General features: G+C 62.1%; 15 protein-coding genes. 7 read left to right on the top strand and 8 right to left on the bottom strand.

Annotation, left to right across the window (positions count from 1 at the left end; translation table 11 throughout):
* The first annotated feature begins 6 nt into the window (after positions 1-6).
* The 3 genes from BM177_RS05180 to BM177_RS05190 all read left to right on the top strand — a co-directional run bounded on the left by BM177_RS05180 (position 7) and on the right by BM177_RS05190 (position 2,752).
* Entirely contained in the window at positions 7-1,155 is a 1,149-nt protein-coding gene (locus BM177_RS05180; protein WP_091679599.1) for an AI-2E family transporter, read from the top strand.
* Complete coding sequence (locus tag BM177_RS05185) at positions 1,155-1,886, top strand: P-loop NTPase family protein (protein ID WP_091679227.1); 732 nt, start codon at positions 1,155-1,157, stop codon at positions 1,884-1,886. The genes BM177_RS05180 and BM177_RS05185 overlap by 1 nt, the downstream gene beginning before the upstream one ends.
* Before the next feature lie 98 nt (positions 1,887-1,984).
* Positions 1,985-2,752: a class I SAM-dependent methyltransferase gene (locus tag BM177_RS05190; protein WP_091679231.1), complete on the top strand. Its 768-nt coding sequence runs from the start codon at positions 1,985-1,987 to the stop codon at positions 2,750-2,752.
* A gap of 87 nt (positions 2,753-2,839) precedes the next feature.
* Here the strand turns inward: BM177_RS05190 and BM177_RS05195 are convergent, their stop codons facing one another.
* Both BM177_RS05195 and BM177_RS05200 read right to left on the bottom strand, forming a co-directional pair.
* A complete protein-coding gene (locus BM177_RS05195; RefSeq protein WP_091679236.1) occupies positions 2,840-3,439 on the bottom strand; it encodes a hypothetical protein in 600 nt (199 codons plus the stop codon).
* Between the two features lie 181 nt (positions 3,440-3,620).
* On the bottom strand, positions 3,621-4,484 hold the full coding sequence (locus tag BM177_RS05200; protein ID WP_244532126.1) for an EcsC family protein: 864 nt from the start codon (positions 4,482-4,484) through the stop codon (positions 3,621-3,623).
* A gap of 319 nt (positions 4,485-4,803) precedes the next feature.
* Here BM177_RS05200 and BM177_RS05205 point away from each other — a divergent pair, with 319 nt between their 5' ends.
* Positions 4,804-5,460, top strand: coding sequence for a transglutaminase-like cysteine peptidase (locus BM177_RS05205; RefSeq protein ID WP_091679603.1), 657 nt, complete (start codon positions 4,804-4,806; stop codon positions 5,458-5,460).
* Positions 5,461-5,537: 77 nt separating this feature from the next.
* Here BM177_RS05205 and BM177_RS05210 read toward each other — a convergent pair whose 3' ends face one another.
* The 5 genes from BM177_RS05210 to BM177_RS05230 form a co-directional block, all read right to left on the bottom strand.
* Entirely contained in the window at positions 5,538-7,940 is a 2,403-nt protein-coding gene (locus BM177_RS05210) for a TonB-dependent receptor (protein WP_091679245.1), read from the bottom strand.
* Positions 7,941-8,189: 249 nt separating this feature from the next.
* Positions 8,190-8,822 carry a response regulator gene (locus BM177_RS05215; RefSeq protein WP_091679248.1) on the bottom strand — a complete coding sequence of 211 codons (633 nt, stop codon included), beginning with the start codon at positions 8,820-8,822 and terminating at the stop codon, positions 8,190-8,192.
* Positions 8,819-10,279, bottom strand: a complete 1,461-nt coding sequence (locus BM177_RS05220; protein WP_175492505.1) for an ATP-binding protein — start codon at positions 10,277-10,279, stop codon at positions 8,819-8,821. Before BM177_RS05220 ends, BM177_RS05215 begins: the two co-directional genes overlap by 4 nt.
* A 317-nt stretch (positions 10,280-10,596) precedes the next feature.
* Entirely contained in the window at positions 10,597-12,105 is a 1,509-nt protein-coding gene (locus BM177_RS05225) for a DEAD/DEAH box helicase (RefSeq protein WP_091679608.1), read from the bottom strand.
* Positions 12,106-12,436: 331 nt separating this feature from the next.
* A complete protein-coding gene (locus BM177_RS05230; protein ID WP_091679254.1) occupies positions 12,437-13,054 on the bottom strand; it encodes a helix-turn-helix domain-containing protein in 618 nt (205 codons plus the stop codon).
* Between the two features lie 293 nt (positions 13,055-13,347).
* On the opposite strand from BM177_RS05230, the gene BM177_RS05235 reads away from it, so the two are divergent.
* From BM177_RS05235 to BM177_RS05245, 3 genes are all read left to right on the top strand, one after another.
* Entirely contained in the window at positions 13,348-14,157 is an 810-nt protein-coding gene (locus BM177_RS05235; RefSeq protein WP_091679257.1) for a UDP-2,3-diacylglucosamine diphosphatase, read from the top strand.
* A complete protein-coding gene (locus BM177_RS05240; RefSeq protein ID WP_091679260.1) occupies positions 14,157-15,191 on the top strand; it encodes a glycosyltransferase family 4 protein in 1,035 nt (344 codons plus the stop codon). Before BM177_RS05235 ends, BM177_RS05240 begins: the two co-directional genes overlap by 1 nt.
* A gap of 62 nt (positions 15,192-15,253) precedes the next feature.
* The gene (locus tag BM177_RS05245; RefSeq protein ID WP_091679263.1) at positions 15,254-16,288 is read left to right on the top strand and encodes a S1C family serine protease; all 1,035 of its coding nucleotides are present in this window, start codon (positions 15,254-15,256) and stop codon (positions 16,286-16,288) included.
* Positions 16,289-16,466: 178 nt separating this feature from the next.
* On the opposite strand, the gene BM177_RS05250 is transcribed toward BM177_RS05245, so the two are convergent.
* A complete protein-coding gene (locus BM177_RS05250) occupies positions 16,467-19,586 on the bottom strand; it encodes an efflux RND transporter permease subunit (RefSeq protein WP_091679266.1) in 3,120 nt (1,039 codons plus the stop codon).

Here is a 19,586-nt window from a genome sequence, read left to right on the forward strand (position 1 = left end):
GAAACAATGCGGATCGATTGGCAGGTCGGCTTTTGGGTCGGCGCCTTTGTGCTTCTCATCCTGCTGCTGTGGCTGTTCAGCGGCGTCCTCCTGCCGTTCGTGGCCGCCGTTGCGCTCGGCTATCTTCTGGACCCGGTCGCGGACTGGCTGCAAAAGCTCGGCCTGAGCCGGCTGGGCGCGACCTTCGTCATCATGGCGGGTTTCATTTTTCTCGGCGTGGCGAGCCTCGTTCTCATCGTGCCGGTCCTCGGAAGCCAGCTGGCGAGCTTCATCGAGGCGCTTCCCGCCTATGGCTCGCGCCTCGCCGATCTGATCTCGGAGGAAGGCGCGCGGCTCGTGCGCGATTACGGCGGCGTCGTCGCGGAAAAGCTCGGCCTTGGAGCCGATGCGGCCGCCGATATCCGCAAATCCACGACCGACCTCCTGCCGGAGGCGGCGGCGTGGGCCGCGAGCCTTTTGAAATCGGCCTGGACCAACGGGGCCGCGCTGATCAGCCTGATGTCGCTCCTCGTCGTGACGCCTGTCGTCGCCTTTTATCTTTTGCTCGACTGGGACAAGATGGTGGCGACGATCTACAATCTTGTTCCGCCTCGCCATCAGGACACGGTGGCGGAACTGGCGCGCGAGATCGACACGGCGCTCGCCGGGTTCTTGCGCGGGCAATCGCTGGTGTGTCTTTTTCTCGGCCTTTGGTACGGCATCGGCCTGTCGCTGATCGGGCTCAATTTCGGCCTTCTGATCGGCCTCACCGCCGGGGTTTTGAGCTTTGTTCCCTATGTCGGATCGCTGACCGCGCTGGTTCTCTCCGTATCGGTCGCCATCGTCCAGGACTGGCCGCAATGGAGGTTGCTGTTCGAGGCGATCGGGGTCTTCTTGGCGGGACAATTCATCGAAGGCAATATCCTCTCGCCGAAACTCGTCGGAGAATCGGTCGGCCTTCATCCCGTGTGGCTGATTTTCGCCTTGCTCGCCTTTGGCAGTCTGTTCGGCTTCACCGGGCTCATCACGGCGGTCCCGATCGCCGCCGCCGCCGGCGTCATCCTGCGCTTTGCGGTCGGTCGCTATCGCGAGAGCGACCTTTACACAGGAAATGCGGATCCAAGCGCGCGGAGCTTTTTCGAACAGACCGCGGCGCGTGCGGACAAAAGGCGCTGATGGTCCGGCCCCGTTCGATCGGTTCTGGATCATCCGGCGGTCAAAGCCGGCAGCTGGCGTTGGAGCTCGCGGGCGAACCCGCCTTCGGGGCGGACGACTTCCTGGTGTCTCCTACCAACGAAAAAGCCTGCGCGATGATCGATCTCTGGCCCGACTGGCCCGACCCCGTGCTGCTGATTTTGGGCCAGCGGGGCGCAGGCAAAAGCCATCTTGGGGCGATCTGGGCCGGCCGGGCGGGTGCGGGCATTGTCGAGGCGAGGGCTTTGGCGGCGCAAGATGTGGCCGCGATCGCCACAAGGGGACCTTTACTGGTCGAGGATATGGAGGCCTTCGCCGCGGCCGGCCGAGGGGATGCGGAAGCGGCGCTGTTCCACCTTATGAACCTCATGCGCGAGCGCGGAGCCGCGCTCGCGATGACCGCCGTCTCGCCTCCGGACGCCTGGGGCCTTCAAACGCCGGACCTTCTGTCCCGGCTGCGCCTCGCCACCGCCGTCGAGATCGGCTTGCCCGATGACGCTTTGATGCGAGCCGTTCTGGTCAAGCTTTTGATCGACCGTCAGCTTGTGATCGATGCGAGCGTTGTTGAATATGCGGCTCTGCGCCTCGACCGTTCGCTCGGCGCGGCGCGCGCGTTTATCGACGCCCTCGACCGCGAGGCCTTCGCCCGGAAACAGCGGGTGACGCGAAAAATGGCGGCGGAGATCCTCGACGCCATGGCGGACGAGGAATAGGCCAAGAAAGAGGAATAGGCCAAGAAACAAGCCAAGAAACAAGCCAAGAAACAAACCAAGAAACAGGCAAAAGTCATCCGTCAGACGAAGGTTCGATCATGAGCACGAATCAGCAAGCCTACGCCGCCGCGCATTATTCGCCTCTGGCGGAGAATTATGTGACGAGCCTTGATCACAGCGTCGGCGAGGATCTTGACCAGATCGAGACGATTTTGCGGGAAGGCGGCGCGGCGCGGGTTCTTGATCTGGGATGCGGAGGCGGTCACGTCAGCTATCGGGCCGCGGCGCACGCCGGGGAGGTGGTCGCCTGCGACGTCACCGCCAGCATGCTCGAGGCGGTCGCGCGCACCGCCGCCGAACGCGGTCTCGCCAATATCCACGTCCAGCAAGCGGCGGCAGAAAGCCTGCCCTTTGACGACGCGTCCTTTGATTTTGTGCTCTGCCGTTTTACGGCGCATCATTGGCGCGATCTGGAGGCGGGCCTTCGCGAAGCGCGGCGCGTGCTGAAGGACTGCGGCCGCGCCGTCTTCATCGACGTCGTCGCTCCCTCCGAAAGGGTGCTGGACACGCATCTTCAGGCGATCGAATTGCTGCGCGACTTCTCTCACGTTCGAAACTACAGCGTGGCGGAATGGGTCGCGGCCCTGTCGCGCTCAGGGTTCGCCGTCGATCAGATCAGCGCCCGCAAGATGAGGATGACGTTCCCGGTCTGGATCGCCCGCGCCCGAACCGCGCCGGACATCGCGGCCGCCATAAGGTCTCTCCAGTCGGCGGCGCCCGATTTCGTGCGGCGTTATTTCGCGATTGCGGAGGAGGGCGATTTCGACCTCGATTCCGCGACGTTTCTGACGCGCCGGTCGGCGTGAGGCGCAGCGCGAGGCGAGAGCGCCATTACGACTACGGAGATTATCTCCAACTGGACGGAGGACGGCCCCGTCCAGTCTCGCCAATCCTCAGGGACCGACGTAGCGGATCGTGTTTCCCTTTGGATCGGTGATCATGGCGCCCGCCTCGACTTGCGGTTCGGCCACCGACCGTCCGGTGACGACGTCGGACTGAAGCGCCGCAACAGAATTCGGCGAGGCTCGACGCGAATCGATCGCGAGGAGGGCGCTGCGGGCGCTCTTCGAAATGACCTTGATCGAGGACAGCGACGCAAAATCTTCCGCCCTGTGATGACGGCCGGCATCGCCGATGAAGACCCGGACGCCGAAGTGGGTCATAACCGCGTCGCCTTCGCGAAGGCTATCGTCGTCCATCAGGCCCGGCGCGGGGCGCAGCGGGCCGCCGACTTTGGCGACATGCATCTTTTCCACGGCCTTCGGACGATGGAGCGAAACCGCTTTTGTCTTATGACGGGAGGCTGCGGAACGGTATCCCGAGTCCGACGGGAACGGGCCGGGGCGCATCGGAGAGGCGCTGGTCGCGGGTTGCGGCTGAAACAGGAAGTCGAAAAACCCGGCGTTCGCCGAATTTAGCGGAAGCGTCAGCGCCAGGGCGGCGGCTCCCGCAAGGCGAGAAATCCCAAGGATATTTCTGGGGAGGAATGTCAACGCTATCTCCTGGTGGACAAAGATAATCGAAGGACAGACCGCGCAGCCGCATCCGGAGCGAACCGCCGTCCTTCACTGGATTACCGCGAGGTTTACCTTATATTGCAAAGCTGGGGCGCCACGCAAGAGCCATATTGTCGACAAAATTGATGCGCCCGGCACTTTATGGCGCGCGCATGGACTACGACGCGCGCGTGATTCTTTCGTATTCGGCCTCGACCGTTCGCGCGCCGTAACGCCGTTCCAGCCGTCTGATCGTGAAGTGCCCACGCGCAAGCCTCTGGAAATGGTCTACGAAGGCGTAGTTGACGCCGGCGCCGCAAACCCCACCGATGATCGGTATGCTTTGGGCGGCCAGCTTCTGGGAAACCATAAAGCCGAAACGCGAGCCGACTAAAGTGATGAATCGCACAAGCGCGGGAGCCGCTTCCTCCACGATTCCGCGTTCGAGCAGAAAGCGGGCCGCCTCGCTCACCGATTTCGCCAACATGCCCCGTACGGCGAAATAGCCGGTCTCGACCCTGTCGTCGCCGAAGCGGCCGGCGCCGGGTTCAGCGCGGCCGCCGAGGGCGAACACTTCGAGGCAAGCGAGCGCGGTCGCCGGATTTTTGAGATCCTCGCCCTCGCCGCGCGCGATATCCGCGATGGAGCGGAGCATGATGGTCGTCGTGAAGGGAAGCTCGATCGCGAGGCCGGAAAATCCGGCGGCCCCGCCCGCCGCTCCCGCGACCACCACGACGCCTCTGTGAAGGCGGCGCCGGTCTTTCAGCCGGGCGCCGTTCAGACTGCGGAGCGCGAGCGACATCGCGGTATTGATCGCCGACTCGGCCGCTTTGTTCGCGACGTCCGAAACCTGCCCGGGAACGAGCGATCCCAGCAGGTCGACCTTACGCCCCACGATTGCGGTCAGGCGCATCGCGAGACTGCTGTATTCGAGTTCCGCCACGGCGCGTTCGAGCGCGGCCATGTCCTGCCCGTCGAGGGCTGAAAGCCCGCCCGGAAGAATCACGTCTCCCTGCTCCGCCGAATTGACCATCGGGCTCATCGAAATCCTCTCGTTAAGCTTGTTTCCCAAATCAACTTGCTGAAAACTTGGCTTTAATTTCAAATTAACCGGAACCCAAGCGGTTCATCGGCGTTTAGCGATGGCCAAACCTGAAATTAAGAAATGGAACTTGCCGTCTTCTCGCGCAAGTAAAAGTCTTAACTTGGGCCTTTGAATTCGAAAACGCGGCGATGGCCTCCTTCCAGGGGGCAGGCAAGCCGGGGTGGAAAAGGTTCGCTAAAAAGTGATTTTCCTGCTTAAGCGCGCAGCAAAACGGACCTGCCAGAACTCGATCCCGGACGCCTCCGGAGTTGAGATCATGAGCGCTTTTGTTTCACGGGGTTTGCGCCGATTTGCGGCGGTCGCCTCGCTTGGAGCTTCCCTTGGCCTCACCCTTGGAGCCTCCCTTGGCGTCGCAGTCCCGGCGCAGGCGTCGCCGATCATGTCGGCGACGTTCGCGCCATTAGGCCAGCCGACGAGCGTTCCCTTCGGCTGGGCGGATTTTTGCCGCCGCTACGCCGGCGAATGTGACGGCGGCCCACTCCCTTCGCTCGACATCAATCTGACGACCAAATCGATCAAAGAGATCGAGCGGATCAACAAATGGGTCAACGAGCATATCCAGCCGGTCTCTGATATGGAGCATTGGGGCGTCGTCGACCAGTGGGACTATCCGACCGACGGTAAGGGCGATTGCGAGGACTTCGCGCTTTTGAAGCGTAAATTGCTCATCGACGAGGGCTTCCCGCGTCAGGCTTTGTTGATGACGATCGTCAAGGACGGGCATGCCGAAGGGCACGCGATCCTCACCGTCAAGACCAATGCCGGAGAATTCGTTCTCGATAATCTGCGCGCCGAGATCAGGCCTTGGGACCGCACTGGATATCGTTTTGTAAAGCGGCAATCGCAGAACGAGCAGAATGTCTGGCTTCAGATCGGCGATCCGACGCCCGCGCCTGACTACGTGTCCCGTTGAAACGCCGTTTTGAAATCTCTTGAGCCTCTGGAGCGATTTCTGATCGCTCGCATGACTTCATGCGATCGGAAAGCGCTCTAGAACGTGACCTTGAACCCGGCGTAAAGCGACAGCGGCTGCATCGGCGTGATCGTTCTCGCGTCTGTCGTGAAATTGGTCGCGACCGCGTTCTGCGCGCCTGTTCCCGTATCAAAGAAGGTTCCGTATGTGGCGCTGTGGTTGTTGAAGAGATTGTTGATCAGCCCAAAGATCTGGAAATGTTCGGACACCTGATACGACGCGTGTAAATTCGCCACCCAGAAGGCGGGAAGCTTCGAGTTCTGGTTCGAATCATCTCCGATGAAATACTGGGTTCCGACGATGCGCACGTCGCCGCCCAGCTTGAATTGAGGCGTGAAGGAATAGTCTGCGCCGAATTTGATCTGCTGGCTTGGAATGCCGGGAATACGATTTCCGGGCGTCACAAAAATGTTTCCGTCGGCGTCGGCGAACGGGTTGTTGGGCGAGGCTAAAGCGCCCGAAAAACGATAGGTCGCGTCCACATAGCTGTAGTTCAGATAGGCAAGCCAGTCGCCGCTGTGGAACTCGACGCCCGCTTCGACGCCCTGCCGCAGGGTGCCGGGCACATTGGCGTAATAGCCCCGCCCGGTGATTGTGCTGGCGAGCGAGATAATGTCGTTCGATACATTGGTGCGGAAAAATCCCGCTTTCCAATCAATGCGGCCATCGGTGAGGACATGTGACGTCCCCCGCAGCCCCGCCTCGACCGTGTGCGAGACGACCTGCTGAAGCGGCGGGTCCGCCACCAGCGAATTGGCGAGGAGACAGGGCTGGATCTTGCTCGCGCAATCGAGTTCGAGCGGCGTCGGCGCCCGGTTCGCCTCGGAATAGCTGGCGTAGGCCGAGACGCCCGGCAGGATCTTGTAGGTGAGGCCGGCGACCGGATTGACGCGCGTGAAGGTGTTCGCGCTGTTGAGTTCCGGCGACAGTCCGCCGGCGTCGTTGGTGTCGATGTTGGCGACGTTGAGTCTTGCTCCGGCGGTCAGCGCCAGCTCCGGCGTGAGATTGAACGTGTCTAGCGCAAAGAGTCCCCAGTAGGTTGTCGTTCCGGTGAGAAAGGTCGGGACATAGCCGATCCGGCCGAGCGTCTCGATCGTCGCGCCGGCGCCCGGAAACGAACCGTCCGGACTGACGACGAAATTGGGGTTTATGACGCCGAGCGTGCTGTTCGCGCTGAAGCTGAAAAAGCTGGCGTCGACGCTGCCGCCGACGACCAGATAATTGTCGTGGCCAAGAATCTGATCCTTGTTCGTGGCCTGGACCGCCGCTCCCGCAGTCGTGGAATGGGTGAAGGTCCGGTCGATTGTGCCGTACACGGTATTGCCCGAAAACGATATCGGATTGCCATGCTGATCGAGGATCACGAAGCCGTTGCCGTTCGCGACGCTGGGAAAACCGTCGTCCGAAAGGCAAAGGCTGCCGGCGAAATCGTTCGGCAGATTATTGGAGCCGCAATCCTGGACGTCGGCGTCGTTGCCGTCCGTATGGGTCTGCTTGAATGTCCGCAAATAGAAATTGCTCGACAGCGACCAATGGGGAACGATGTCGAACCGACCGGTCAGGGCGAGCGATCCGGCCTCGTTGGCGGTCGTCTGCGGCGAGGTGAAGACATTGCGGATGTCCGGGCTCAAAAGCTCGACCGGGGTAGGGCCGATCACCCCAAGCCGAGACGCCGCGCCCGACGCGATCAGGTGCAATTCGGCGTCCTGGCTACGATAGCCGACGTCGCCATAGGCGCGTGCGAGCCACGAGGGTGAAAAGTAGCGCCAGCCTCCGTCGCGCGCCGTGTCGGCGGTGACGTAGACGCTGTAATTATCGATTTGCTTGCCATATTCGAACAGGCCGCTGACCCGGCCATAGGAGCCGCCGAGAACCTGAGCTTCAAGCCCCTGCCAGTTGAAGCCGTTTTTCATCTCGATGTTGATCGCGCCGCCGAGCGCATTGAGGCCGAAGATCGGATTGCCGGTGAAGACGTCGGTGCGTCTGATCGCCTGCGGCGGAATGAGATCCCAGTTGACGGTGTCGCCGAAGGCCTCGTTGATGCGGATGCCGTTTTGATAGACGGCGAGGCCTTGCGGCGTTCCCTGCTGCGGCGAGGCGAAAAAGCCGCGATATTGCAGCTCCTGCGAAAACGGATTGCCGTTGATGTCATCGACGAAGACGCCCGGCGTGCGCTGGTCGATCGCATCGGTCACGTTGGGCGAGCGCGTGCGGGCGAAGTCGGGCGCGGTGATGGTTTGCGACGAGCTTGGAAATTTGTCGCGATCTTCGCCTGGTCCCGGCACCGGCGTCGTCGCGATCGCGCTCACCTCGGGAAGTTCGAACGGAGCCGCCGTCTGAGCGAAGGCGGGGGCGCTCGCGCAGAGGCAAAAGACGCCGCTCAAAGTGGAGATGGTTGAGAGGTGCAATTCCCGCCGCATATCGAAGGCCTATCCGTTTCGTCGCTGGTGCGCGTCGATTGACCTGTAGCCGAAGCGAAAAAATATTTCGCGGCGACGCCAGGGCGCGAGGGAACCATGCCTCAGGCCTGAGGGGCCGTCTCTAGGCGATGTGCCCTAAGCGTTCGGGATAATCTGGCAATCGCCGCTTGCGCTGAAGCCTCCGCCAGAGGGCTTACGGCCTGAGTGTTGCCGCACGGACACAGGCGGGGATTTTTGGCGGTGCGCTGCTTAAAAAGCGCCGGTATGGCGCACCGCGACGCCGATCAATTCGGCAAGGCTGCTGACGCCGAGCTTGCTGCGCAGCAACGAGCAGACATTGACGACCGTCTTGTAGCTGACGTTCATCTCGCTCGCGATGCTTGAGTAGGATTTGCCTTCGGCGAGCAGGGCGAGCGTTTGAACCTCGCGTGATGACAATTGCGACAGGAGATTGGGTTTCGCCCGCGCGCCGACGAGGGCGACATCCATCGCCAGCATGTGGCTGAGGTAGGGCTCTCCATCGCGCACTTTCCGGAAGGCGGCGACGAACTCATCGGGGTCCGAATCCTTGACGACATATCCGTTCGCTCCAGCTTCCAGCGCGCGGCCGACGATCACCGGGTCCGCATGCATGCTGAAGACGAGAATGCGCGCTCGAAGGTCGCGCAGCCGGATGCGCCGGATCAGGTCGAGGCCGCCGAGGCCGCTGCCGCTGATGACGAGATCGATGATCGTGACGTCCGGGCGGCGTTTGTAGAACAGCCGATAGCCGGTCAGGAAATCCGCGGCGTCGTAGATCATGGCGACGCCGGCGTCTTCAAGCAGCTTGCGACAGGCTCGCAGCACGATGGGATGGTCGTCGATGATCAGCGCCGAAGTCATTCCGCGGCTTCGCCCTCACTGGACGGATGTTCGATGTCCGGGGCGTCGAGCGGAAACGTCACCAGGATTCGCGCGCCTTTGGCCTGAGAGGCGTCAAGCCTCCATTCCCCGCCAAGCGCTTGCACGCGGCCTTTCATTCCCGAGAGGCCAAATCCGGGGCGGATGTCGGACGCCATGCCCTTGCCGCTGTCGCGCACCTCCAGCGCGAGGCGCCGCGAACCATGCGCATGAGACTCATTGGCGCGCCCTGTTTCTTCATGCAGAATCACGGCGATCTTCGAAGCTCCGGCATGCCTTATGGCGTTCGTGAGGCTTTCCTGAATACAGCGATAGATCGTTAAATCAATGCGGTCGCCATAAGTCGCTTCTAGTCCCGCGGCGTCCAGCGAAATCGAGACGGCCGGGTAAAGCCGGCCAAAACTCGCGGCAAGATCGGCAAGGACATCTTCAAGCGGGGCGTGGCCGAGCGCCATCGGCCGCAGGCTGTTCAGAAGATGCCGGTTCGTCAGCTGCATCCGGTCCGCGATTTCGACGATGACGCTGGAACATTCCTCGACTTCCGCCAGCGTCTTCGATGAGTCTTCCGAAGCGCCCGGCGAAAGTGCTCCGATTTTCGCGCAGGCGCCCGCCAGAGACCGCGCGTTGGTCTTGAGGCCGAACAGGCAGGGGCCGAATTCGTCGTGCAGCTCAAGGGCGATGGCTCGTCTTTCTTCGTCCTGGACCTCAATCAGCCGGCGATTCAGGTCGGCGTTTGACCGATGTGCGGCGTGAAGACTCTTGGCCAGTCCATTGAATCGATTAACAATTTCAGCCAATTCGCGCACGTCAGGCTGTTCGATGCCGATTTTGTATCGCCGCTGCTCCAGCGTGAGGAGGCCAGCGGAGACTCGCGTCAGCGGTTCGAGTATTCGGCCGAACATGACGTAAAGAACAGCCGCGGCGATCGCATTGGCGAAAAACGCCAGGCCGGCAAGCGCTTTGGTGTGGCCCCAGATTTCCTCGATTTCATCTTTTGGTTCACCGATGATGCTTACTGAGCCGATGTTACGGCCAAGGACGGCCACCGGATGTTCGATGCGCTCTGTCCGCGGCGAGACAAGGGCGGAGAACCAGGCGGGAGCCGAGCGTTCGCCGGGATGTCGCTTGATCGGCGCCTTGCCGCCGATCAAATGCCCGGTCGCGTCGAAGACCTGAACCGCCGCGTGGCGGGTGTAGCGCAATTGTTGCTGGAGGATCTGGAGCAGCCGCTCGGGCGTCGTGTCCGGCGCCATCAGACTGACGGTTTCGGACGCGAGCAATTGCGCCAGCCGCATCGAACTGCTCATTTCAACGCCGGCTGCGTCACGCGCCCGCGTGACGATGACGCAAAGGCCGATGATCGCGGCAAGGATCTCGATGAGAAGGAAAGCCGACAGGAGCTGCGTCCGGAGCGAACGCCTGGCCCAAACCGCGCGCAACCCTCTTCGCCGGGCGTCCGGTAAAGACAAGCACGCCTCGTCCAAACATTCCTCCCGCGCCATGGCAAGCCAGGAACGCCCAAGCGAAGATCACTCGAACGAACCTGCGTCAGCCGCGCTTAGAGCATATTCCGATTGGATTGAATCAATCCAATCGAGAAGACTATGCTCAAGCTTTTGACTCTGGAGCGACTTCTGATCGATTGCATGACTTCATGCAATCGGAAAGCGCTTGAGCATGGATGGCGCAAGATCGCACTCGGACCGCGCGATCCCCTATTTTCCGCCCGGGTTCAATCCTGCGCCAGGCGAGTCGGCTATCCCGCGACTTTGGTGGGCTTCGCCTTCACGGGTCTGCGCAGGAACATGGGAACGTGATCGCCCATTCCGACCACCGGAGCGTCGTCGTCGTCCGGCCGTGGCGCAGGACGCCGGCGCACCGGCGCGGCTTTCGCTTCGGTTGCGGTCTTCGCTTGGGTTGCGGTCTTCGCTTCAGTTAACGCCTCGACAGGCGCCAGGGCCGCGTGGGGATGCTCGGCGCGCCGGCGCGAGCGCGTCGGCGCCGGGCGCTCCCCGCGTTGCGGCGCGTCGGAAGATTCAGCGCGCTTGTTTTCGTCCCGGGCATGCGGAGCGCGGCGGGAGCGCGCGCCCTTGGACGGGGACGAGGGCGCCTCGGGCGCGTCTTCGACATCGAGTTCGGCGATCGTCTCCTTGCTCAGCCAATCGATTTTCCGCGCGATCAGGCGCTCGATCTCGAGGATGTGCTTCTGGTCGGCGCGGGTGACGATCGAAATCGCGACGCCGCTTTTTCCGGCCCGGCCGGTCCGTCCAATCCGGTGAACGTAGTCCTCGGCGTGAGTCGGCACGTCGAAATTGAACACATGGCTGACGTCGGGAATATCGAGACCGCGGGCGGCGACGTCCGAACAGACGATGAGATCGACGTCCCCGGTCTTGAAGGCGTCGAGCGAGGCCATGCGCGCGCGCTGGTCCATGTCGCCGTGAAGGGCGCCGGCATTGAAGCCGTGCTTCTGCAGCGACTTGTGCAGGACCGCAACGTCGCGCTTGCGATTGCAGAAAATGATCGCATTCTTGAAATCGGCGGCGTCACGGATGAGGCGGCGGAGCGTTTCCCGCTTGGCCGGGCCGGTGGCGGAGGCGACGAGGCCCTGAACGATGGTGATCGCGGTTGACGCCGCGCGGGCGACCTCGATCCGCACTGGATTGTGCAGAAAGGTCTCGGTCAGCCGCGTGATTTCGGGCGGCATGGTCGCGGAGAAGAACAGCGTTTGGCGGGTGAAAGGCACAAGTTTGCAAATGCGCTCGATGTCGGGAATGAATCCCATGTCGAGCATGCGGTCCGCCTCGTCGATGACCAGAATTTCGATGCCGGTGAGCAACAGCTTGCCGCGTTCGGAAAAATCAAGCAGGCGTCCCGGCGTCGCGATGAGGATATCGGCGCCGCGCGTGATCTTGGTTTCCTGATCCGCGAAGGACACGCCACCGATCAGCAGCGCCACGTTCAGCTTGTGATTGACGCCGTAGCGGATGAAACTTTCCTCGACCTGGGCCGCAAGTTCGCGGGTCGGCTCGAGGATCAGGGTGCGCGGCATTCGCGCCCGCGCCCGGCCTTGTTCGAGCCGCGACAGCATGGGCAGGGTGAAAGCGGCGGTCTTTCCGGTGCCCGTCTGGGCGATGCCAAGGACGTCACGCCCGGCGAGGGCGTGAGGGATCGCCTGCGCCTGGATGGGAGTCGGCGTCTTGTAACCGGACGCCTCTACGGCTTGAAGCACCTTCTCGCTTAAACCGAGTTCGTTGAAAGTCATTCGAATCCTGAATTGAGCGCTCTGCGCTGAACGATGGTCAAACATGGCGCCGCCCGCCGCAGCCGCAGGCGAATCGCCTTAAAACTGGACGGTAAAATCTGCGGGATGCGTGCCAGAATGAATATCAGACAAAATTGCCTAATGCCTGACCATGAGCAGTTCAAAAGGTCAAGACCCGACGTTACGCCGCATGACCTTAAGGTAGCAATGAAATCATTCTTACCCGGACTATCGTCCTAAAGTTGCGAAGATACAAGGAGTATCGGGATCCGCAAGCCAAATCCATTCTTTTCCGCGCGATGATTTGTCTTTTCCGCGCGGGGCGGAGCGTCTAGTCCATGGCGGCCGCCTTGAGAATGCAGACCATAAACGCCGCGGCCGGTTCTGACGACGCATTGCGGATGATATGAGGGCGGTCGCAGCGGTAGCGCAGCGTCTCGCCCGCCTTGGCCCGGTCGATCGCGCCGCCGATCTCGACTTCGAGCTCGCCGGCGCTGATGGACAGGCTCTCGACCGATCCGCGCTGATGCGCCTCGGATTCAAGCACGCCTCCGGGCTCCGCGGTAAAATCATACCATTGCAGCCATTCGACGGTCTTGATCCAGCCGATGATCGACAGCTTGCACTTGCCGTCGTCGGACACCAGAAGCGGAATGTCGCCGCGGAGGGACTTTTCAAGAAAAGGCTCCTCGTCGGCGGCCTGCAAGACGCGATCGATGGACACGTCGAGGGCTTGCGCCAGGCGCCAGATCGTCGCCAGGGTCGGATTGGTCTCGTTGCGCTCGATCTGGCTGATGATCGACTTCGCGACGCCTGATTGTTCCGAGAGTTCGGACAATGAAAGATTGTAGGCCTTGCGCAGGCGCTGAACCGTCTTGCCGAGCTGGCCGGAGAGGGCGAGCGCGCCCGCTTCCAGCACCTTGACCTTATCGCGGCCCTCGACGCCCATGATTCGACTCGCCCTTTTCTTTTTTTGAGAAGTGTTCCAGCGTTTGAGAAACTACCCGATCGCGTTTGAAATATCGAACATTTGTTTGTCCCAATGATCGGCATGGCTTTTATGCCGCGCGCGTCGCTTGCGCCCAAGTCGCCGTCAGAAGATTAGCTTACTGATTTTTCATCATATTCTCGAATTCCGGCGGAAGAGCGCGGCAGCCTGCGCGGGGCTGTCATGGAACGGCAACACGAATCTGCTTTCTGGAACAAGCCTAAGCTTCTAGATTCAGTTTAAGGTTGCGCCACGTGAGCGAAGACCAAGAGCCGACCCGTTACCGAACCCTTTTCCTGTCCGACATTCATCTTGGGACGCGCGGGTGCCAGGCGGAACTCCTGCTTGATTTTCTGAAGCACAATGAAGCCGACACGATCTATCTCGTCGGCGACATTATCGACGGATGGCGGTTGAAGGGCGGCTGGTATTGGCCGCAGACGCATAACGACGTCGTGCAAAAGCTGCTCCGGCAGGTGCGCAAGGGCGTGAGGATGCTCTATGTGCCCGGCAATCACGATGAATTCGCGCGCGAATTCATCGGCGCGTTTTTTGGAGGCGTCGAGGTCCTCGACAAGGCCTACCACGCGACCAAGGACGGCAAGCGCCTGCTGATTGTCCATGGCGACCAGTTCGATCTCGTGGTGCAGCACGCGAGATGGCTTGCCGTGCTGGGCGATTGGGCTTATGAAGTAGCGCTCTGGTCGAACCTTTGGTTTAACAGGATCCGGCGGTCTCTGGGTTTCCCCTACTGGTCGCTTTCCGCCTGGGCCAAGCTCAAGGTCAAGAACGCTGTGAATTTCATTAGCGCCTTCGAGGAGGCCCTAGCCGAAGCAGCGCGGCGGCACCACGCCGACGGCGTCGTGTGCGGACATATCCACCACGCCGCCATCCGCGACATCAACGGCATGCTCTACGTCAACACCGGCGACTTCGTCGAATCCTGCACCGCCGTCGCGGAACATGCCGACGGGCGCCTCGAAATCCTGCATTGGCGGCTTACGGCGGAGCAGCAAAAGGCTTCCGCCCTGCAACTTCGCTCCGGCGCGAAGGCGGCCGCCTGATGCGAATTCTGATCGCGACCGATGCGTGGCGACCGCAGGTGAACGGAGTCGTCAGATCTCTCGAGTCCGTCGCCAAGGCCTTGCGCGAACAGGGCGCCGAGGTCGAATTCCTGACCCCGCAAGGGTTCGCCTCGGTGCCTTTGCCGACCTATAGCGAGATTCGCCTGGCGCTCGCGAGCCCCAAGGCCGTCTCGAACCGGCTCGAAGGCCTCGATCTGGATCATATACATATCGCGACGGAAGGCCCGATCGGCTTCGCCGTGCGGCGATGCTGCCTGCGCGCAAGACGCTCGTTCACGACCAGCTACCACACCCGTTTCCCCGAATATATTTCGGCGCGAACCTGGATTCCGGAATCCTTGAGCTACGCCGTCCTGCGCCGGTTTCACAACGCCGGCGCCGGCGTCATGGTCTCGACGGCCTCGATCGCCAATGATCTTCACGGCCGCGGCTTTCAACGTCTGATGCATTGGTCGCGCGGCGTCGACCACAACCACTTTTCCCCGGCGAAAGCGGCCTGGACCGATCTGCCGCGGCCAATCTTTCTTTACGCCGGCCGTCTCGCCCCTGAAAAAAACATCGAGATGTTCCTCAAGCTGGACCTGCCGGGATCGAAAGTGATCGCGGGCGACGGACCCTCGCGCCGCGCGCTTCAGGCGGCGTTTCCACAGGCGCATTTTCTCGGCGCGCAAAGCAGCGAACAGCTCGCCGTCCATTACGCGTCCTCGGATGTTTTCGTGTTCCCGAGCCGCACCGACACGTTCGGAATGGTTCTGCTCGAAGCGCTGGCTTCGGGGCTGCCGGTGGCGGCTCTGCCGGTGCCGGGCCCGCTTGACGTCATCGGCGCGAGCGGCGCCGGAGTGCTCGACCAGGATCTGCGCGCCGCCTGCCTCGCCGCGCTCGAGATTCCGCGAGAGAAAGCCCGGGCGCATGCCATGACTTATACCTGGGCGAACAGCGCCCGTCAGTTCCTGGACAATATCCTGCTCTCGAAGGCCGGATCGCGGCGGATGGTCCCGCGCCCCAGCTTTTAGCGAAGCGGGGCCGTCGGCCTCTGCGCCCTGACGCGGCGAAAAGCCGACACTATATAGGGGCGATGGATGCGCATTTTCACCAAACCGAAGCGGCCGTCTCCTTTGTCCTGAACGAAAAGGAAGCGGATCCCGATCATAGAGACGCCTCGCCGACGCAAGCTCGCGACGACTTCCTTCTCGACGCCTATTCGTCGAGAGTGACGGGAATCGTCGAGGCGGTCGCCCCGAGCGTCGTGCGCCTCGATATAAGGCGAGGCGACGGCAGGAAGGCGGGCTCGGGCTCCGGCGTCATCATTTCGCCCGACGGGCTCGTGCTCACCAACAGCCATGTCGTGCAGGGCGCGAAACGCGCGGACGTGACGACGCTGGACGGGCGGACGCTGTCCGGCCGCGTCCTTGGCGACGACCCGGACACCGATCTCGCTCTCGTGCGCATTGATGAAAGCGCCACCTTGCCGGCCGCCCGGCTCGGCGATTCCAAGGCGTTGCGGCCCGGCGAAATCGCCGTCGCGATCGGCAATCCGCTCGGCTTCGACGCCAGCGTCACCGCGGGCGTCATCTCCGCGCTCGGGCGCTCGCTGCGATCCACCAACGGTCGCCTGATCGACGATGTGATCCAGACCGACGCCTCGCTCAATCCGGGCAATTCCGGCGGTCCGCTGGTCTCGTCGAGGGGCGAAGTGATCGGGATCAACACGGCGATCATCGCCAGCGCTCAGGGCATCTGCTTCGCCGTCGCGTCGAATACGGCGAGCTTTGTCCTCGGCGAACTCATCGCGCATGGAAGGGTGCGCCGCGCCTATCTCGGCATCGGGGCCGGGACGATCGCTCTCCCGCGCAAGATCGCGCTGCGCCTTAGCCTGACGCAGGCGACGGGCGCCGTGGTCAGCCTCGTCGAACCTAAAAGCCCGGCGGATCATGCGGGAATCCTGACCGGCGACATCGTGCTGGCGGCGGACGGCGCTCCCGTGAGCGGCGCGGATGATCTGGTGCGGCTGCTCGACGCCGGAAAAATCGGGCGCACGATCGCGCTCGATGTCCTGCGCCGTTCGGACCGGCGCCGGTTCTGGGCCGCGCTGAACGAAAGAAAACGGTGACCGCGAGAGCGCTTTCCGATCGCATGAAGTCATGCGATCGACCAGAAATCGCTCCAGAGTCAAAGACATGAGCGTATTCTTGTCGATGGGATTGATTCAATCCAATCGAGAAAGATTATGCTCTGGGACGGCGACGTCGAACAGGTCGCCGTTTTCAGAATGGGCCGGGCGACACGGTCTATTCGGCGGCGGAACGGTTCTGATCGAGAGCCTCGGGATAAAGCTGTTCCGCCCCCGCCTCGTCCTCTCGCTCTTTTGAATGGTTTCGCGCGATGAGCGTGTACATCGCGGGGGTGATGAACAGCGTGAAGATGGTCCCGATGCTCATTCCCCCGGCGATCACGACGCCAATCGCGAAACGGCTGCGGGCTCCCGCTCCGACCGCGATGATCAGCGGAATCATGCCGACGACCATCGCGGCCGTCGTCATCAGGATCGGGCGCAGCCTGACCGCCGCGGCGTGCTCGATCGCCTCGCGCCGGCTCATCCTCTCTTCCTGCTGGAGACGATTGGCGAATTCGACCATGAGAATGCCGTGCTTCGAGATGAGGCCGATCAGGGTCACAAGGCCGATCTGGGAATAGATGTTCATGCTCGCCGCGCCGACGACGCCGAGGATGTTCAGCGGCAGCAGCGCGCCGAACATCGAGGTCGGCAGGGCGATGAGGATGATCAGCGGATCGCGAAAGCTTTCGAATTGCGCCGCGAGGACGAGGAAGATCACGACCAGCGCGAAGGCGAAGGTCACAAGGAGCGTATTGCCCTCCTGGATGAACTGTCGGCTTTCGCCCTGATAATCGATCGTATAACCGGCGGGAAGGAATTCCGCGGCTTTCTGCTGCAGAAAAGCGATCGCCTCGCCGAGCGTGTGGCCGGGGAAGGGGACGCCCTGCAACGTCGCCGAATTGAGCTGCTGGAAGGTGGGCAGGCCGTTCGGCTGCACGCTCATCGAGACGCTCGCGATGGTCGACAGGGCGACGAGGCCGCCGGTCTTCGTGCGCACCTGGTAACGGGTGAGCCAGTCGGGGGTCAGCCTGAAATCCCTCGGCGCCTGGGCGATGACTTCGTAGCTGCGGCCTTCGAGGCTGAACCTGTTGATGTAATTGCCGCCGAGCATCGTCGCGAGCGTCGCTCCGACATCCTGCATCGTGATTCCGAGCTGATTGGCTTTATCGGCGTCGATCTTGAATTCGATTTGCGGCAGATCGAATTTGAGATCGCTGTTGGTGAAGATGAACAGGCCGCTCTCCTGCGCGGCGGTCTCGACCTTGGCCATGACGTCCGCGAGCTGCCGGTAATCGCCTATTGTGCGGATGACGAACTGGACGGGCGGGCCGCCGGTCGATCCCGGCAGCGCGGGGGGAGAAAAAGCGATGATCTGCGCGCCGGGCACGGCCGACAGTTTCGGCTGCAGCGCTTGAAGGATCTCTTTCTGGGTGGCGGAGCGATCGTCCCAGTTTTTCAAGATGAGGCCGCCAAAGCCCTGATGAACGCCGTCCGATCCGTTGATCAGAAAGACGTGCTCCTTCTCGGGAACCAGATCCGCCGCCGCCTGCACTTCCCTGGTTGCGTTCTCCATATAGTCGAGGTTCGCGTATCGCGGCGTCTGGATGAGGGAAAAGATCGCGCCCTGATCCTCCTCGGGCGCAAGTTCCCTCGGCGTCGAGAAGAACATCACGGCGGTGAGGGCGAGAACGCCAAAGAGGATCAGGACCGTCAGGGCGCGAAAATTCAGCGTCTTGTGCAGGAGGTTCTGATAGCTGCGGCGAAGTCTGTCGAAAACGCGGTCGATGAAGGCGGAAAAGCCGGACCGATTCTCCTCGGGCGGCCGTAGCAGCATCGCGCACAGCATGGGCGATAACGTGAGGGCGACGATGCCTGAAACGACCACCGAACCGGCCAGAGTGAACGCAAATTCGCGAAACAGCGCGCCGGTGAGGCCGGAGACGAACCCGATCGGCGCGTAGACGGCGGCGAGCGTGATGGTCATCGAGATGACCGGGCCGGTGATCTCGCGCGCGCCCTGAATCGCGGCCGCCTTGGCGGGCATCCCGTCCTCCATATGGCGGTAGATGTTTTCGACGACGACGATCGCGTCGTCCACGACGAGGCCGATGGCCAGCACGAGTGCCAGCAGCGTCAAAAGGTTGATCGAATAACCGAGCGCCAGCAGGATGATCATCACGCCGATGAGCGAGAGCGGTATGGTCACGACCGGCACGATCGTCGCCCGCAGATTGCCGAGAAACAGGAAGATCACCACGACGACGATGAGCGCCGCCTCCGCGAGCGTCTTCTGGACTTCGTGGATCGAGGCCCGGATGAAATTTGTCGCGTCATAGGCGATCGCTGCGTCGAGTCCGACCGGAAGCTGCGCCTTGATTTCCGGGAAGGCTGCGCGGACGGCGGTGATGACGTCGAGCGGATTCGCTGTCGGGGTCGAGTAGATGCCGACGAAAACCGCCTTCAGGCCATCAAACATCGACGATGAATCGACCGACTCGGGGCCGAGTTCGATGGTCGCGATATTGCCGAGCCGGATCAGCGCGTCGCCATGCGAGGCGATCACCAGTTCGCCGAACGCTTTGGCCGAATCGAGCGAGGTCAGCGCGTTGATCGTCGTTTGCGTGAAATCGCCCTTGATCTGGCCCGGCGCCGCGGTGAAATTGTTCGCCGCCAGCGCCGCCCGGACGTCGGTCGCGGTGACGCCGCGCGCCGCCATTTTATCCGGGTCGAGCCAGACGCGCATCGCGAAGGTCTGGCCGCCGAGAATCTGCGCATTGGCGACGCCGTCGATCGTCTGCAATCTCGGCTGAACGACCCGGGTCAGGTAGTCGGTGATCTGCGAGGGGCTCAACACCTTCGAATTGAAGGACATATACATCAGCGCCGTCGAATCGCCGGTCTGTTTGACGACGACGGGATCGAAAGCTTCGCGCGGAAGAACGTATTTGACCTGATTGACTTTCGAGAGGACGTCGGCGACCGCGCGGTCGGGATTGGCGTTGAGGATGAGATTGAGCGTGATCGTCGACGTGTTCTGCTGCGAATTGGAGACAAGGGTGTCGATGCCCTCGGCGCTGGCGACGGCCTGCGCGATCGGCGTCGTGATGAATCCCTTGACCACGTCGGCGTTGGCGCCCGGATAGGAGGTGGTGATCGTGATCGTGGTCGAGGACAATTCCGGGAATTGCCGGAGCTGCAGCTTGGACGCGCTTTGGAGCCCGACCAGCAGGATCAGCAGGCTAACCACGGTTGCGAGAACCGGCCGGCGAATGAAAATATCGGTGAAATGCAT

Source organism: Methylocapsa palsarum (assembly GCF_900114285.1).
Classification (GTDB): Bacteria; Pseudomonadota; Alphaproteobacteria; order Rhizobiales; family Beijerinckiaceae; genus Methylocapsa; species Methylocapsa palsarum.